The organism is Rhodococcus sp. USK10, from assembly GCF_019378875.1.
In the GTDB taxonomy this organism is placed as follows: domain Bacteria; phylum Actinomycetota; class Actinomycetes; order Mycobacteriales; family Mycobacteriaceae; genus Rhodococcus_F; species Rhodococcus_F pseudokoreensis.
In genome coordinates, this window is sequence record NZ_CP076048.1 from 8278632 (window position 1) to 8295161 (window position 16530).

Genomic DNA, 16530 nt, shown 5'->3' on the forward strand with positions numbered 1-16530 from the left:
TCCACCGGCGACCAGCCCTCGCCGGTCTCGTAACAAGACTCCGGAAGGAGCTCGCATGACCGTCACATCAGACCAGGTGACATCCACTGCGTCGGCCAACGCCGAGCCGCTCACGCAGGAAGAGACCATCGCGTCACTCGGGCATTACGGGTACGGCTGGTCCGATTCCGACGAGGCCGGTGCCAGTGCGCAGCGCGGTCTGTCCGAAGACGTCGTGCGCGACATCTCGGCGAAGAAGAGCGAACCGGACTGGATGCTCGACATCCGCCTGCGTGCGCTGAAGACCTTCGACAAGAAGCCGATGCCGAACTGGGGATCGGACCTCGAGGGCATCCACTTCGACAACATCAAGTACTTCGTGCGCTCGAGCGAGAAGCAGGCCGAGAGCTGGGAAGACCTGCCCGAGGACATCAAGAACACGTACGACAAGCTGGGCATCCCCGAGGCCGAGAAGCAGCGCCTCGTCGCCGGTGTCGCGGCTCAGTACGAGTCGGAGGTCGTCTACCACTCGATCCGTGAGGACCTGGAGTCGCAGGGCGTCATCTTCCTCGACACCGACACGGGCCTGAAGCAGCATCCCGAGCTGTTCCGGGAGTACTTCGGTACGGTCATCCCGGCCGGCGACAACAAGTTCTCCGCGCTGAACACGGCCGTGTGGTCGGGTGGCTCGTTCATCTACGTCCCGCCGGGCGTGCACGTAGACATCCCGCTGCAGGCCTACTTCCGCATCAACACGGAGAACATGGGCCAGTTCGAGCGGACCCTGATCATCGTCGACGAGGGCGCCTCCGTGCACTACGTCGAGGGCTGCACGGCGCCGATCTACAAGTCCGACTCGCTGCACTCCGCGGTGGTCGAGATCATCGTGAAGAAGGGCGGCCACTGCCGCTACACGACCATCCAGAACTGGTCGAACAACGTCTACAACCTGGTCACCAAGCGCACCAAGGTGGAGGCCGGCGGATCCATGGAGTGGATCGACGGCAACATCGGGTCCAAGGTCACCATGAAGTACCCGGCCGTCTGGATGATGGGCGAGCACGCCCGCGGCGAGGTTCTCTCCGTGGCTTTCGCCGGTGAGGGCCAGCACCAGGACACCGGTGCCAAGATGCTGCATCTCGCGCCGCACACGTCGTCGACCATCATCAGCAAGTCGGTGGCCCGCGGCGGTGGACGCGCGTCCTACCGCGGACTCGTCCAGGTCAACAAGGGCGCCCACGGCTCGAAGTCGACGGTCAAGTGTGACGCGCTGCTGGTCGATCAGATCAGCCGCTCGGACACCTACCCCTACGTCGACATCCGCGAGGACGACGTGACCATGGGTCACGAGGCCACCGTGTCGAAGGTGAGCGACGACCAGCTGTTCTACCTGATGAGCCGCGGGCTCACCGAGGACGAGGCCATGGCCACGGTCGTGCGCGGCTTCGTCGAGCCGATCGCCAAGGAACTCCCGATGGAGTACGCCCTGGAACTGAACCGCCTGATCGAACTGCAGATGGAAGGGGCGGTGGGTTAGTGACCACGCCAGAAACTGGTGTCCAGAATCTCGGAGTCACGGGAGCCGTCGCGGGCGAGAATCCGCGGATAGCGCGGACGTCGACCGGCTCGCCGATCGCCAACAAGGGCGAGGTCTTCACGTCGTTCGACGTCAAGGCGTTCGAGATCCCGGGTGGTCGTGACGAGGTCTGGCGGTTCACACCGCTGCGCCGTCTCCGCGGACTGCACGACGGAACGGCCGTGGCGAACGGCACGGCCACCGTCGGCGTCGCAGGCCCGGACTCGGTGAAGGTCGAGACCGTCGGCCGCGACGACGACCGGCTGGGCAAGGCCGGCGTTCCCGCCGACCGGGTGGCCGCGCAGGCGTACTCGGGTTTCGAGACGGCGACCGTCGTGACCGTCGGCCGTGAGATCGAGGTCGACGAGACGATCAACATCACGATCACGGGACCGGGCGAGGGCAAGGTCGCCTTCGGGCACCTGCAGATCCGGCTCGACGCGTTCGCGAAGGCGACCGTCGTCATCGACCAGCGCGGCAGCGGCACGTTCGCCGAGAACGTCGAATTCGTGCTCGGCGACAGCGCCCACCTCACCGTGGTCGCCGTCCAGGACTGGGCGGACGACACCGTGCACGTCGCGTCGCATCATGCGCGCCTCGGCCGGGACGCGGTCCTGCGGCACAATGCCGTCAGCCTCGGCGGCGACCTCGTCCGCCTCTCCGCGACCGTCAAGTACGACGGCCCCGGCGGCGACGCCGAACTGCTGGGTCTGTACTTCGCCGACGCGGGACAGCACTTCGAGCAGCGACTGCTGGTGGATCACTCGCAGCCGCACTGCAAGTCCAACGTGGTCTACAAGGGTGCCCTGCAGGGTGATCCGGAGTCGGGCAAGCCCGACGCCCACACCGTCTGGGTCGGCGACGTGCTGATCCGTGCGGCGGCCGAAGGCACCGACACGTTCGAGCTGAACCGCAACCTCGTCCTCACGGACGGTGCCCGCGCGGACTCGGTCCCGAACCTGGAGATCGAGACCGGCGAGATCGTGGGTGCCGGCCACGCCAGCGCCACGGGTCGATTCGACGATGAGCAGTTGTTCTACCTGCGCGCCCGCGGAATCCCCGAGGACGCGGCACGGCGACTCGTCGTGCGCGGCTTCTTCCACGAGATCATCAACAAGATCGCCGTCGCGGAGATCCGCGAGCGTCTCGAGGCTGCCGTCGAGGCCGAACTCGCCGCAGTCGGCGTCTGAGCTGCGCCGCCGGACCACTACTTCCCATTTCTTCGAAGGATCACAATGTCTACCCCTGACGCTTCCACCCCCGAAACCTCGGTCCTGGAAATCAAGGACCTGCACGTCGACGTCGCGAACACCGACGAGAACGCCGAACCGATCAACATCCTGAAGGGTGTGAACCTGACGGTTCGGTCCGGCGAGACGCACGCGATCATGGGACCCAACGGTTCCGGTAAGTCGACGCTGTCGTACGCCATCGCGGGTCACCCCAAGTACCAGATCACGTCGGGCTCCATCACCCTCAACGGTGAGGACGTCCTCGAGATGAGCGTCGACGAGCGTGCCCGCGCCGGACTGTTCCTCGCGATGCAGTACCCCGTCGAGGTTCCCGGCGTCTCGATGTCGAACTTCCTGCGCACCGCGGCCACCGCCGTCCGTGGCGAGGCCCCGAAGCTCCGCCACTGGGTGAAGGAAGTCAAGGAAGCTCTGACCGAACTCGACATCGACCCCTCGTTCGGCGAGCGCAGCGTCAACGAAGGTTTCTCCGGCGGTGAGAAGAAGCGCCACGAGATCCTGCAGCTCGGCCTCCTGAAGCCGAAGATCGCGATCCTCGACGAGACCGACTCCGGACTCGACGTCGACGCCCTGCGCGTCGTCTCCGAGGGCGTGAACCGCTACAAGGAGCGCGAGCACGGCGGAATCCTGCTGATCACGCACTACACGCGCATCCTCCGGTACATCAAGCCGGAGTACGTCCACGTGTTCGTCGGCGGACGCGTCGTCGAGTCGGGCGGGCCGGAACTGGCCGACGAGCTCGAGGCGAACGGCTACGAGCGCTTCACCCAGGCTGCAGCAACGCAAGGAGCATAAACGCAGATGACCACCTCGGTGCGCGTATTCGACGTCACCCGGATCCGGGAGGACTTCCCGATCCTGGCGCGTACGGTCCGCGACGGAAAACCGCTGGTGTACCTCGATTCGGGTGCCACATCGCAGCGCCCGAACCAGGTGCTCGACGCCGAGAGGGAGTTTCTCACCACCTGTAACGCCGCCGTGCACCGAGGCGCTCACCAGCTCGCCGAAGAGGCCACGGACGCGTACGAGAACGCGCGTGCGGCGATCGCCGAGTTCGTCGGCGCCGACAGCGACGAACTCGTGTTCACCAAGAACGCGACGGAGTCCCTCAACCTCGTCACCCACGTCCTCGGCGACGATCGCTTCGAACGGCACCTCGGTCCCGGCGACGAGATCGTCATCACCGAGCTCGAGCATCACGCCAATCTGGTGCCGTGGCAGGAGCTTGCGCGCAGCACCGGTGCCACGTTGCGCTGGTACGGCGTCACCGACGACGGCCGCATCGACCTCGACTCGCTCGAGCTGACCGATGCCGTCAAGGTCGTGTCGTTCACCCACCAGTCCAACGTGACGGGGGCGGTGGCACCCGTCGAGGAACTGGTCCGCCGAGCCCGCGCGGTCGGTGCCCTGGTGGTGCTCGACGCCTGCCAGTCCGTCCCGCACATGGCGGTGGACTTCCACGCGCTCGGAGTCGACTACGCGGCGTTCTCCGGTCACAAGATGCTCGGCCCGTCCGGCGTGGGTGTCCTGTACGGGCGCCGCGAACTGCTGAACGCGATGCCGCCGTTCATCACCGGCGGCTCGATGATCGAGACCGTCACGATGGAACGCACCACCTACGCGCCGCCGCCGCAGCGGTTCGAGGCCGGCGTTCCGATGACGTCGCAGGTGGTCGGTCTCGGCGCAGCGGTCCGCTATCTCGACGAGATCGGGATGGACGCGGTCGCCGCGCACGAGCACACCCTGGTCGAGGCGGCACTGGCAGCGCTCGGCGCCATCGACGGCGTGCGCATCATCGGACCCACGACCGCGGAGGATCGCGGCGGGGCCGTGTCGTTCGTGGTCGATGGAATCCACGCGCACGATCTCGGCCAGATCCTCGACGACGAGGGCGTCGCCATCCGCGTCGGCCACCACTGCGCCTGGCCCCTGCACCGGCATTTCGGTGTCGCGGCCACGGCGAGGGCGTCGTTCGCGCTGTACAACACGGTCGACGAGGTCGCCGCTCTCGCGGCGGCGGTGCGGCGTGCCCAGGAGTTCTTCGGGGAGGTTCCTGCATGAGAATGGAACAGATGTACCAGGAAGTGATCCTGGACCACTACAAGCATCCCCACGGCCGCGGCCTTCGTGAACCGTTCGGCGCCGAAGTCCACCACGTCAACCCCACCTGCGGCGACGAAGTGACGCTGCGCGTGCAACTCGCCGACGACGGCACCGTGGTGGACGTGTCGTACGACGGCCAGGGCTGCTCCATCAGCCAGGCGTCGACGTCGGTGCTCACCGATCAGGTGGTGGGAATGCCCGTCGAGCAGGCGCTGCAGACCGTTGCCGCGTTCAACGAAATGGTCAGCAGCCGCGGTACCGTCGAGGGGGACGAGGACGTCCTCGGGGACGGCATCGCCTTCGTCGGCGTCTCGAAGTACCCGGCCCGCGTGAAATGCGCGTTGCTGGGATGGATGGCATTCAAGGACGCGGTCGTTCAGATAGTGGACGACCGGGTCGTGGACGAACAGGATTCGGCCGTTCCGACAGCAGACGGCGAACCCGCTCGAATCGGAGGACAGGCATCATGAGCGAGACGCAGACGCCGCAGGCGGACGCCGCAGTCGCACCGGAGCAGGCGCCGGGGGACCAGGGCGGCGAATCCGCGCCCGCCGCATCGGGTGTGATCACCGACCCGAAACGCCTGGAGGAACTCGAGGAGGCGATGCGTGACGTCGTCGACCCCGAACTCGGCATCAACGTCGTCGATCTCGGCCTGGTGTACGGAATCACCGAAGCCGAGGACGTCGTGACCCTCGACATGACCCTCACGTCGGCGGCCTGCCCGCTGACCGACGTCATCGAGGACCAGTCGCGCGGTGCGCTCGTCCGCAGCGGTCTGTGCAACGAACTGAAGATCAACTGGGTGTGGCTCCCGCCGTGGGGCCCCGACAAGATCACCGAAGACGGCCGCGAGCAGTTGCGCGCCCTCGGATTCACGGTCTGACCACCCACCACCGTTGACACGGAGGGGCTCGGCGAGAACCATCTCGCCGAGCCCCTCCGTGTCGGTTCAGGCGCGTTTGCGTTCCGAGGTGGACGACTTCGCGGTGGCCTTCTTCGCCGCGGTCTTGGCCGGGGCCTTCTTGGCCGGCTTCTTCTTGGCGGGTACGGCCTTCTTCCCGGCCGCATCGACGCTGCGCTGCAGCGCGGCCACGAGATCCACCACTTCGGCGTCCTCGCCGCTCTTCTCGACCTCGGCGACGGGAATGACCTTCTTGCCGCCCGACTCGATCATCTCGTCGAGCAGTTCACGCAACTGCACCTGGTAGTCGTCGGTGAACTCGGTGGGGTCGAAGTCGTCGGCCATGCTGTCGACGAGGGTCTCGGCCATCGCGAGTTCCTTCGCCTTCGGCTTCTCGACATCGTCGAGTGACGAGAACTCGGCCGCGCGTACCTCGTCCGGCCACAGCAGCGTCTGGATCACCAGCACCCCGTCCCGCGAGCGCATCGCGGCCAGTCGGGTGCGCTGACGGAGCGTGAAATGAACGAGCGCGGTCCGGTCGCTGTTTTCGAGGGCCGTTGCAAGTAGGACATAGGCCTTCGGAGAGCTGGAATCCGGTTCGAGAAAGTAACTCTTCTCGAACAGAATGGGATCGATCTGTTCGGTTGGCACGAACTGCAGAACGGGAATCTCGTGTTTCTCGGCGGCGGGTAACTTGCCGAAATCGTCGTCGGTCAACACCACTCGGACGCCGTCGTCGGAGTCGTAGGCCTTGTCGATATCGGCATATTGGACGACGTTGCCGCATTCGGAGCACACGCGGTTGTATTTGATCCGGCCGCCGTCCTTGGCATGGACCTGGTGAAATCTGATGTCGTGATCTTCGGTTGCCGAATAGACCTTGACCGGCACGTTCACGAGTCCGAACGCTATCGAGCCCTTCCATATCGACCGCATGCGTTCCATGATGGTCTCCTTTTGGCATTCTCGCGACAGTTCATCGAACTTCCCGGCGGAGCGTGGAACGGAGAATCACACCGCGGATATCGCCGGAGGATGCGACAAACATCCGGCCCATCGCCGACAGGGTTCCGCGCAGATTCGACCGTTCGGACAGATATGCGGCCTGGAGTCGTGGCGGCAGATCGAAGAAATGCTCGAAGAATTCGGGGACGTGTTCCGGCCCCAGATCCAGGAGGACGCGAAGCCCGACCGATCGCAGCGACGCGACAGTGCGTGCCTTCCACGGCCACAGCCGGGTGTTCGACCCGTCACGGAGGTCCCGGGCCAGGGCATCTGCGTACAGAAGTGACGCGGCGACGCTGTAGCCGGTGCCGGGGTGCATCAACCCGGCGCGGGCTCCGAAGCGCACCTGGTCGGAACTGTGGGATCGACCGGCCTCCGGTGGGGGCTCGACGGCGAATCTGACGCGCTCGACGTCCGAATGGGACGGCACGGTGACGCCGCGCGCCCGGAGACGGTCGTGGAGTCTGGTGGCGAGTTCGGAGATCGGGAGTGGGGGCCGGCCGACGAGGCAGGTCTCCTCGAGCAGGAACCGGTCCCGGGTGAGCGGGATCCCGTAGAGGAAGGACGGCGTGTCCGTGGGGGACGTGCCGTTGTCGCGGCGCCAGTCCATGAACACCGCGGCCTCGCCTCCCAGCGCATGCGCGGCGGTGCCGGGATCCACGACGACTCCGTATGCCGTCTGCTGGGCAAGGTCGGGGCTGTCGCCCGTGCCGCGGGCATCGACGACGACGTGAGCGTTCAGCGTCGAGCCGTCGTCCAATCGGACGGACGTCGGGGAGAGGTCGACGGCTCTACCTGCGATAACAGTTCCGCAATTGTTACCGAGTATTGATTGCAGCATAGATGTATTCAAAACACAGTAGGTGCGATCGATGATGTGGCGGCGTGCCGTCCACGCTGCCGGTCGGTCGGTCCTCGTCGCGACGGCATCCCGAGGGAGCCAGCCGGGGAGTTCGTCTTCCCAGGCGGCGTACGTCGCGGTCCACGATCTGCGGGGGAGCGGATCGACCGACACGACTGCCGAACCGAGGGCAGTGGCCCGGTGGGCGAGGGCGCGGCCGGCGGGGCCGAGGCCGACGATCGCGACGTCCCAGATCGGCGGACGGGGTGTGGCTGTCACGTCGCCAGCCTGTCACGGCCACCAAGCAACGAGGGCAGGGCCGGGGGTCGCCGGGGGATCGGATGCGGCGGCCAACGTTAGCGGGATCACGGACGGGCGTGTTCCGAGTGGGCCGTCGTCGGGTAAAATTGCTGGTTCGTGTGTTCTTTGCGCAGTTTTTCTCATTCAGCGCCTGTGTCATTTTCCTAGGAGTCTTGTTGATCACCGCTACCGACCTGGAAGTTCGAGCTGGAGTGCGGACGTTGCTGTCTGCGCCCGGACCGGCTTTGCGGGTACAGCCCGGCGACCGCATCGGGCTGGTCGGCCGTAACGGTGCCGGCAAGACGACCACCCTCCGCATCCTCGCGGGGGAGGGAGAGCCGTACGCGGGCGCCGTGGTCCGCACCGGCGACCTCGGGTACCTCCCGCAGGACCCGAAGGAAGGCGACCTCGACGTCCTCGCGAAGGACCGGGTGTTGTCGGCGCGCGGTCTCGATTCGCTGCTGCGGGACATGGAGAAGCAGCAGATCCTGATGTCGGAGGTCGTCGACGACGCCGAACGCGACAAGGCTGTCCGCAAGTACGGCAACCTCGAGGACCGGTTCTCCGCCCTCGGCGGATACGAGGCCGAGAGCGAGGCGGCACGCATCTGCAACAGCCTCGGATTGGCCGACCGCATCCTCGGTCAGCAACTGCACACCCTGTCGGGTGGTCAGCGCCGCCGTGTCGAACTGGCGCGCATCCTGTTCGCCGCGTCGGACGGCAGCGGTGGACGGTCGGACACGACCCTGCTGCTGGACGAGCCGACCAACCACCTCGACGCCGACTCGATCACGTGGCTGCGGGGATTCCTGCAGAACCACGAGGGCGGTCTGATCGTGATCAGCCACGACGTCGATCTGCTCAACGACGTCGTCAACCGGGTGTGGTTCCTCGACGCCGTGCGCGGCGAGGCCGACGTGTACAACATGAGCTGGAAGAAGTACCTCGACGCCCGCGCGACCGACGAGCAGCGTCGCCGGCGTGAGCGCGCGAACGCGGAGAAGAAGGCAAGTGCGTTGCGCACGCAGGCCGCGAAGCTCGGCGCGAAGGCCACCAAGGCCGTGGCGGCGCAGAACATGGCGAAGCGCGCCGACAAGCTGATGTCGGACCTCGACGCGGAACGTGTATCCGACAAGGTGGCCCGGATCCGATTCCCCGAGCCGGCCGCGTGCGGCAAGACGCCGCTGATGGCGGAGAACCTGACCAAGGTCTACGGCTCGCTGGAGATCTTCACCGGCGTGGACCTCGCGATCGACCGTGGGTCACGCGTCGTCGTGCTCGGTCTCAACGGTGCGGGTAAGACGACGCTGCTGCGCATCCTCGGCGGCGTCGAGACGCCGGACGCCGGCGGACTCGTCCCCGGCCACGGCCTGAAGATCGGCTATTTCGCACAGGAACACGACACTCTCGACGACAACGCGTCGGTGTGGGAGAACATCCGCCACGCGGCGCCGGACACGGGGGAGCAGGAGCTGCGTTCGCTGCTCGGTGCGTTCATGTTCACCGGCCCGCAACTCGAGCAACCGGCAGGAACCCTGTCCGGTGGTGAGAAGACCCGCCTCGCGCTCGCCGGGCTCGTGTCGTCGGCGGCGAACGTACTGCTGCTCGACGAGCCGACCAACAACCTCGACCCCGTTTCCCGCGAACAGGTGCTCGACGCGCTCCGCAGCTACACCGGTGCCGTCGTGCTGGTGACCCACGACCCGGGCGCCGCCGAGGCGCTCGACCCGGAGCGGGTCATCCTCCTGCCCGACGGCACCGAGGACCACTGGTCGCAGGACTACCTGGAACTGATCCAGCTCGCCTGAGCCGGCGCGTAGATATCGCGGTCGCTGCGCTCTCCGTAGATATCCCTGTCGCTGCGCTCTACCGTGGAAACCACCGTCGCTCGCCGACTGGAGGAGTTCATGGCTGACATCGGGGTCTTCGCCAAGAGCGCTCGGATCACGGGACCGTCGCGCGCCGATCTGCAGGCGGAGCTGAAACAGCGCTATCAGGCCGGGGCGAGTATTCGTTCCCTCGCCCGGGAAATGGGGCGATCGTACGGGTTCGTCCGCAACATTCTCGCGGAGTCCGAGGTGGAGCTCCGCGGACGAGGCGGAGCTCACCGTCGTAAGACCTGACCGGTGTCGGTGGGGGAGTGCGGTGTCAGTCGCGGCGTCGGACGGATTCCTCGACGAGATCGAGCACGGCCGACAGGTTGTCGCCGGCCTGCCCGGAAGCGATGCGTGCGACGAGGCCGTCGAGCACCAGATCCAGGTAGCCGATGAGGACGTCGGTCGGCACGTCGTCGCGGAGGCGACCCGCGGACTTCTGCCGCGCGAGGCGTGCCATCGTCGCCTCGGTCAGTTCCGCCGACCGTTGCGACCAGCTTCTGCGGAAGTCGCCATCGTTCCGCAGCCGCCGGGCGATTTCGAGTCGGGTTCCCAGCCAGTCGAACTGGTCGGGCTGGGCGAGCATGTCCCGCATCACCTGGACGAGACCTTCGTGGGCGACCACGTCGGCCATCCTGGTCGCGTCCTCGTGGGCGAGCGCCAGGAACAACCCGTCCTTGTCCTTGAAGTGATGGAAGATCGCCCCGCGTGACAGTCCGGTCACTTCCTCGAGCCGGCGGACGGTGGCGCCGTCGTAACCGTATTCGGCAAAGCATCGGCGGGCGCCGTCCAGGATCTGACTGCGCCGGGCCGCGAGATGGTCTTCACTGACCTTGGGCAAAATGCCTCCTTTGTCGGCCTGTGAGCACTTTCGGCGCTTCGTAGGCGAACTCACCAAACGCACAAAGCGCTCACGACCACTTCTTCACGAAGCTTCGCCTACCAGCGAGAATGGTCGTGAGCGCTTTGTGCCCTGTCACGCGCCGAAAGTGCTCACAGGCGCGAAGCGCCTACTAGCCCTTGATCATGTTGCGGAGCACGTACTGCAGGATGCCGCCGTTGCGGTAGTAATCCGCTTCACCGGGGGTATCGATGCGTACGACTGCGTCGAACACGACCTTCTCGCCGTTCTCGCGCGTTGCCGTGACCTTCATGGTCTTCGGGGTGACGCCCTCGTTGAGCTTCTCGACGCCTTCGATGTCGAAGGTTTCGGTGCCGTCGAGCTTCAGCGACGCAGCCGACTCGCCGGCCGGGAACTGCAGCGGAACGACGCCCATACCGATGAGGTTGGAGCGGTGGATGCGCTCGAACGACTCGGTGATGACGGCCTTGACGCCGAGGAGGCTGGTGCCCTTGGCGGCCCAGTCACGCGACGATCCGGAGCCGTACTCCTTGCCGCCCAGGACGACCAGCGGGATGCCGGCCTTCTGATAGTTCTGCGACGCGTCGTAGATGAAGGCCTGCGGGCCGCCGTCCTGCGTGAAGTCGCGGGTGTAGCCACCGGAGACGTCGTCGAGGAGCTGGTTGCGCAGACGGATGTTCGCGAACGTTCCGCGGATCATCACCTCGTGGTTGCCGCGACGCGAGCCGAGCGAGTTGTAGTCCTTGCGCTCGACGCCATGGGAATCGAGGTACTGCGCGGCGGGGGTGCCGGACTTGATCGGACCTGCCGGGCTGATGTGGTCGGTGGTGACCGAGTCGCCGAGCAGGGCGAGGACTCGAGCGCCCTTGATGTCCTTGACCGGAGCCGGATCCTTCGGCATGCCGTCGAAGTACGGAGCCTTGCGGACATAGGTCGAGTTCTCGTCCCACTCGAAGGTGTCACCCTCAGGGGTCGAGAGGTTCTGCCAGCGGCTGTCGCCCGCGAAGATCGTTGCGTAGGACTTGCGGAACATGTCCTGGCTGATCGCCGTCTTGATGGTCTCTTCGATTTCCTGCGTGGACGGCCAGATGTCCTTCAGGAACACGGGGTTGCCATCGCTGTCGTCGCCGAGCGAGTCGGTTTCGAAGTCGAAGTCCATGGTTCCCGCAAGGCCGTAGGCGATGACGAGCGGCGGGGAGGCCAGGTAGTTCATCTTGACGTCGGGGGAGATGCGTCCCTCGAAGTTGCGGTTGCCCGAGAGCACAGCGGTGACCGACAGGTCGTTGTCGTTGATGGCCTTGGAGACTGCCTCGGGCAGCGGGCCGGTGTTGCCGATGCACGTGGTGCATCCGTAGCCGCCGAGGTAGTAGCCGAGCTTCTCGAGGTACGGCCAGAGGCCGGCCTTCTCGTAGTAGTCGGTGACGACCTGTGAACCGGGTGCCATGTTGGTCTTGACCCACGGCTTGGTGGCGAGGCCCTTCTCGACGGCGTTACGCGCAAGCAGCGCAGCGCCGAGCATGACCGACGGGTTGGACGTGTTGGTGCAGGACGTGATGCCGGCAACGACGACGGCGCCGTGATCGAGAACGAACTCGCCTGCGTCGGACTTGACGGTAACCGGCTTGCTCGGGCGGCCTTCTGCGCCGTTGGCGGCGGAGAGAACGTCGACTGCTCCGTCATCGGCAAACGACAGTACTGCGGGGTCGGACGCCGGGAAGGATTCCTCGACGGCCTCGTCGAGCTGAGTGTGCTCGGTCGGGTAGTTCTCTTCCACGTAGTTGTGGATGTCCTTGCGGAACGCGGTCTTCGACTCCGACAACAGGATTCGGTCCTGAGGGCGCTTCGGGCCGGCGATCGAGGGAACAACGGTTCCCAGATCGAGCTCGATGTACTCGGAGAAGACGGGCTCGTTGTCGGGATCGTGCCACAGGCCCTGTTCCTTGGCGTAGGCCTCGACGAGGGCGAGCTGCTCGTCGCTGCGGCCGGTGAGGCGCAGGTAGTCGATCGTCTCGCTGTCGATCGGGAAGATCGCTGCGGTGGAACCGAATTCGGGGCTCATGTTGCCCAGGGTTGCGCGGTTCGCGAGCGGAACCTCGGCAACACCCTTGCCGTAGAACTCGACGAACTTACCGACCACGCCGTGCTTGCGGAGCATCTCGGTGGCGGTGAGCACGACGTCGGTCGCGGTGACGCCGGGCTTGATCTCACCGGAGAGCTTGAAGCCGACGACGCGGGGGATGAGCATGGAGACCGGCTGGCCGAGCATGGCTGCCTCGGCTTCGATGCCGCCGACGCCCCAGCCCAGCACGCCCAGGCCGTTGACCATCGTGGTGTGCGAGTCGGTGCCGACGCAGGTGTCGGGGTATGCCTGGCCGTTGCGTGCCATGACGGTCGGTGCCAGGTATTCGATGTTGACCTGGTGGACGATGCCCATGCCCGGGGGGACGACCTTGAAGTCGTCGAATGCGCCCTGGCCCCAGCGGAGGAACTGGTAACGCTCGCCGTTGCGCTCGTATTCGAGGTCGACGTTGCGCTCGAGTGCATCGGCCTGGCCGAAGATGTCGAGAATGACCGAGTGGTCGATGACCATGTCGGCGGGGGAGAGCGGGTTGACCTTGTTGGGGTCGCCGCCGAGGGCGGTGACAGCCTCACGCATGGTGGCGAGGTCGACGACGCAGGGAACGCCGGTGAAGTCCTGCATGATCACGCGAGCCGGCGTGAACTGGATTTCGATGCTCGGCTGAGCCGAGGGATCCCAGCCTGCAATTGCGCGGATGTGATCCGCGGTGATGTTGGCTCCGTCTTCGGTACGGAGAAGGTTCTCGGCGAGAACCTTCAAGGAGTAAGGCAATTTCTCGGTGCCGGGGACGGCCGCGAGTCGGAAGATCTCGTAGGAGTTCTCACCGACCTCGAGGGTTCCCTTTGCTCCGAATGAATCAATACTGGTGCTCACGTCAGCTCCACTCGTCTATGTGAGGGTCGCCACCGACGGGGCTGTGTCGACGGCTGCAGGCACTGCGGGCACGGCTGATCCGTGTGCGCTGTCGTGCTAGCGATGACGGAATCGGCCCCTACCGCGGTACCTCCGATAGTCTAACAGTACGCTTGTCCTGTGAGAATCCGGGGCGGAAACGGGCCCGTGCCCCCGGCGATTCTCCACTACCGCGGCGGGGACGCGGCCGGACGGAACGGAACTTCGGGGACACCTCACGTAGTGTTCACGCGAGGCTTACGTTCCTACAGCACACCCGGATGAGAGATGCCTGCCCCTATCGCCACCGCACTTCCTGCCCGTGTCACGGTTCCCGTCCATTCGGCCCTCCCGTTGTCGACGGACCTTCCGGAAGACATCGACGTCTCCGACGTGGTCGCGGACGTGTCCGACGACGGAGTGTCGGCACCGTCCGACGAGACCGGTGAACTCGCCGCCGTCGTCGACCGCGCGGCCGAGCACGGCATCAAGCTGAGCATCGTGGTGCTGGACGAGGATCCCGGCCGCGACTCGCAGTTGCGCGACCTCGCGACCGAGGTCGGCGCGGAGGAGGGCGGCACCGTTCTGGTGCTGAGCCCCAGTTGGGTCGGCACGTACAGCGATTCGATCAGCCGGGTGCTGCTCGAATCGGGTCAGGACCGCACGTACACCGGCGACGCGGTGGTCTCCGCGAATCACTTCGTCGACGAGGTCGTCGAGCCGGGACCGCCGTGGGCGCTGTTCACGGCTGTCATCGTGGCGATCGTCGTCATCGCGTCGGCCGCGACGTTCTTCGCGAAGTCGCGCCGGGCGTCCGCCTCGAATGGCGGCGGCACCGCGAAAAAGGGTGACAGTGCCCCGGGTGCCGGCACGACGTACGAGCGACAGAAGCCCTGACGCCTTCCGAATTCCCCGGATAACTCGGCGGCAATTTCACGATTCGCCCGTGTGCGGCCGCTGCCTGCGTCGATGCGCGTAAATGGCGCCGACGATTCTCAGTTCGGCATTTCCGCTGGTCAAATTACTCATGTGTTATTTGTGACTAAAGTTTCCATAGAGTCCGGAAGTGTCGTACGGTGCATTTGGCGCTCTTGGGGAAGAAGTGTCGCAGGCTGGTGATTGACGTCCAGAGTGACGGCGTTCCGGCGTAGGTCGGTGTCGCCGAAACGCGGAAGGTGTGGCTGCCGGAATTTCTCCCCACGACGAGCACAGCGCGGCCTGCGCGATCGGTGCAGAACCGAGGGAGAGAGTTGTGAAGCGACAAGCACGAGCTGGAGTGGGGCACCGTAGCTTCTCCCGCAGGCGCGCTCGCGCGGTGCGGCTCCTGATCGGACTGGGCATCGTCGGCGCGCTGGTCGGCAGCACGCCCGGCCTGGCCGCCGCAGTGCCGCCCCCGCCGCCGAATCCGTCCGACTCCGACATCGCACAGGCCCAGACCCAGGTGTCGGCGGGCCTCGGGCAGGTCAGCGAACTGATCAATCAGGTCGCCTCCGCGGATCAGCAACTCGCCCAGCTCGACAACGAGGTCGCCATCAAGCGCGAGGACGTGAACCGGGCGCTGGTCGATCTGCAGAACGCCCGCAGCGCCGCCGATCTGGCCGCCAGTGTGGTCGGCGCCTCCCAGCAGGCGCTGCGCGACGCCGGCGCGCAGATCGAACTGGCGCAGAAGGACTTCGACAAGTACGCCCGGTCGAGCTACACGCAGGGCACCAACGTGTCCGCGATCTCGACGTACCTCGGCGCCCAGGGGCCCGGTGACGTCCTGGACCGCGCGCAGGTGCTGAAACTTCTCGCCACCAGTCAGAACGCGGTGCTCGAGGGTCTGCAGCGCGCCCGGACCGCCCAGGCCAACAAGGATTCCGCGGCGCGCGAGGCGAAGCAGCAGGCGGACGTGGCGGCCGACCAGGCCGCGTCGAAGAAGTCGCTGGCCGAGCAGGCGATCGCGATCGCCCGGTCGGCGTTGCAGGACCAGGCAGCCAAGAAGGCGCAGATCGAGAGCAACCGAGCGGCCGCGCAGGCCCAGCTCGACGCCGCCCGCGGGAACGTCGCGGGGCTCGAGGGGCAGCGTGAGGCGTACGCGACGTGGGAGGAGCAGAAGCGCGCCGAGGACGCACAGAAGGCTGCCATCGCCGCCGCGGCCCGGGAGGCCGCGACGCAGGCCGCCGCGCGTGTCGCCGCCAACGAGGCGGCACGCCAGCGTGCCGCGGAACTCGCCGCGGGGCAGCGGGCGCACACCACGATCGAGGACGATTCGGAGGACGAGGACTCCGCCACCACCACGCCGAAGTCCACCCCCAAGTCGAAACCGTCGACCAGCGGTGAGGACCTGACGGGCAGTGAGGCCATCGAAACCGTCATCGACCGCGGCCTGTCCCAGATCGGTGTGGAGTACGCGTGGGGCGGCGGCGACGAGGAAGGCCCCACCCTGGGCATCCGCGACGGCGGTGTCGCCGACAGTTACGGCGACTTCAACAAGGTCGGTTTCGACTGCTCCGGTCTGATGATCTACGCGTTCGCCGGGATCGGCATCTCGCTGCCGCACTACACCGGTTATCAGTACACCGCGGGCGAGCAGGTCCCCTCGGAGGAGATGCAGCGCGGCGACATGATCTTCTGGGGTCCGAACGCCAGCCAGCACGTCGCTCTGTACCTCGGAGACGACCAGATGCTGGAGGCGCCCGAGTCGGGAGACGTCGTCAAGATCTCCCCGGTGCGATGGGACGGCATGACCCCTTACGCTGTCCGTATGGTGTCGTGATCCATGATGTCGATGAAGTAGTCCGCGGTGCGGATCGTGCTTGGTTGCGGCGGGGGTTGCTTGCACCTGGAATAGTTGAGCAAGTACGTGAACGGGCGGAACGATCT

At 66.2% G+C, this 16530-nt stretch carries 14 protein-coding genes; 10 read left to right on the forward strand and 4 right to left on the reverse strand.

Annotated elements, in window-relative coordinates:
• Positions 1 to 55 precede the first annotated feature (55 nt).
• Genes sufB through I1A62_RS44965 form a run of 6 tightly spaced genes read left to right on the forward strand, consistent with a single transcriptional unit; the run spans position 56 to position 5794 of the window.
• Complete coding sequence (gene sufB, locus I1A62_RS44940; RefSeq protein WP_072942082.1) at positions 56 to 1516, forward strand: Fe-S cluster assembly protein SufB; 1461 nt, start codon at positions 56 to 58, stop codon at positions 1514 to 1516.
• Positions 1516 to 2745 (forward strand): Fe-S cluster assembly protein SufD, encoded by a 1230-nt coding sequence (gene sufD, locus I1A62_RS44945; protein ID WP_219458261.1) that lies wholly within the window; start codon positions 1516 to 1518, stop codon positions 2743 to 2745. The genes sufB and sufD overlap by 1 nt, the downstream gene beginning before the upstream one ends.
• Positions 2746 to 2790: 45 nt before the next feature.
• Positions 2791 to 3600, forward strand: a complete 810-nt coding sequence (gene sufC / locus I1A62_RS44950) for a Fe-S cluster assembly ATPase SufC (RefSeq protein WP_072942079.1) — start codon at positions 2791 to 2793, stop codon at positions 3598 to 3600.
• 6 nt (positions 3601 to 3606) lie between these two features.
• On the forward strand, positions 3607 to 4866 hold the full coding sequence (locus tag I1A62_RS44955) for a cysteine desulfurase (RefSeq protein ID WP_219458262.1): 1260 nt from the start codon (positions 3607 to 3609) through the stop codon (positions 4864 to 4866).
• Entirely contained in the window at positions 4863 to 5378 is a 516-nt protein-coding gene (gene sufU, locus I1A62_RS44960; protein ID WP_072942076.1) for a Fe-S cluster assembly sulfur transfer protein SufU, read from the forward strand. The genes I1A62_RS44955 and sufU overlap by 4 nt, the downstream gene beginning before the upstream one ends.
• Positions 5375 to 5794 (forward strand): metal-sulfur cluster assembly factor, encoded by a 420-nt coding sequence (locus I1A62_RS44965; protein ID WP_219458263.1) that lies wholly within the window; start codon positions 5375 to 5377, stop codon positions 5792 to 5794. Before sufU ends, I1A62_RS44965 begins: the two co-directional genes overlap by 4 nt.
• A gap of 66 nt (positions 5795 to 5860) precedes the next feature.
• Here I1A62_RS44965 and I1A62_RS44970 read toward each other — a convergent pair whose 3' ends face one another.
• Both I1A62_RS44970 and I1A62_RS44975 read right to left on the reverse strand, forming a co-directional pair.
• Positions 5861 to 6757, reverse strand: coding sequence for a Ku protein (locus I1A62_RS44970; RefSeq protein WP_219458264.1), 897 nt, complete (start codon positions 6755 to 6757; stop codon positions 5861 to 5863).
• A 31-nt stretch (positions 6758 to 6788) separates the two neighbouring features.
• Entirely contained in the window at positions 6789 to 7937 is a 1149-nt protein-coding gene (locus tag I1A62_RS44975; RefSeq protein ID WP_219458265.1) for a lycopene cyclase family protein, read from the reverse strand.
• A 197-nt stretch (positions 7938 to 8134) separates the two neighbouring features.
• On the opposite strand from I1A62_RS44975, the gene I1A62_RS44980 reads away from it, so the two are divergent.
• Both I1A62_RS44980 and I1A62_RS44985 read left to right on the forward strand, forming a co-directional pair.
• Positions 8135 to 9766, forward strand: coding sequence for an ABC-F family ATP-binding cassette domain-containing protein (locus I1A62_RS44980; RefSeq protein WP_087561339.1), 1632 nt, complete (start codon positions 8135 to 8137; stop codon positions 9764 to 9766).
• 99 nt (positions 9767 to 9865) lie between these two features.
• Positions 9866 to 10081 (forward strand): helix-turn-helix domain-containing protein, encoded by a 216-nt coding sequence (locus I1A62_RS44985; RefSeq protein WP_043825986.1) that lies wholly within the window; start codon positions 9866 to 9868, stop codon positions 10079 to 10081.
• Between the two features lie 25 nt (positions 10082 to 10106).
• Here the strand turns inward: I1A62_RS44985 and I1A62_RS44990 are convergent, their stop codons facing one another.
• Together I1A62_RS44990 and acnA are read right to left on the reverse strand one after the other, a co-directional pair.
• Positions 10107 to 10673, reverse strand: a complete 567-nt coding sequence (locus I1A62_RS44990) for a TetR/AcrR family transcriptional regulator (protein ID WP_219458266.1) — start codon at positions 10671 to 10673, stop codon at positions 10107 to 10109.
• A gap of 172 nt (positions 10674 to 10845) precedes the next feature.
• On the reverse strand, positions 10846 to 13647 hold the full coding sequence (gene acnA / locus I1A62_RS44995; RefSeq protein ID WP_124390932.1) for an aconitate hydratase AcnA: 2802 nt from the start codon (positions 13645 to 13647) through the stop codon (positions 10846 to 10848).
• Positions 13648 to 13953: 306 nt separating this feature from the next.
• On the opposite strand from acnA, the gene I1A62_RS45000 reads away from it, so the two are divergent.
• Both I1A62_RS45000 and I1A62_RS45005 read left to right on the forward strand, forming a co-directional pair.
• A complete protein-coding gene (locus I1A62_RS45000) occupies positions 13954 to 14562 on the forward strand; it encodes a DUF6676 family protein (RefSeq protein ID WP_124390933.1) in 609 nt (202 codons plus the stop codon).
• A 379-nt stretch (positions 14563 to 14941) separates the two neighbouring features.
• Positions 14942 to 16423 carry an NlpC/P60 family protein gene (locus I1A62_RS45005; RefSeq protein ID WP_219461750.1) on the forward strand — a complete coding sequence of 494 codons (1482 nt, stop codon included), beginning with the start codon at positions 14942 to 14944 and terminating at the stop codon, positions 16421 to 16423.
• Positions 16424 to 16530 lie beyond the last annotated feature (107 nt).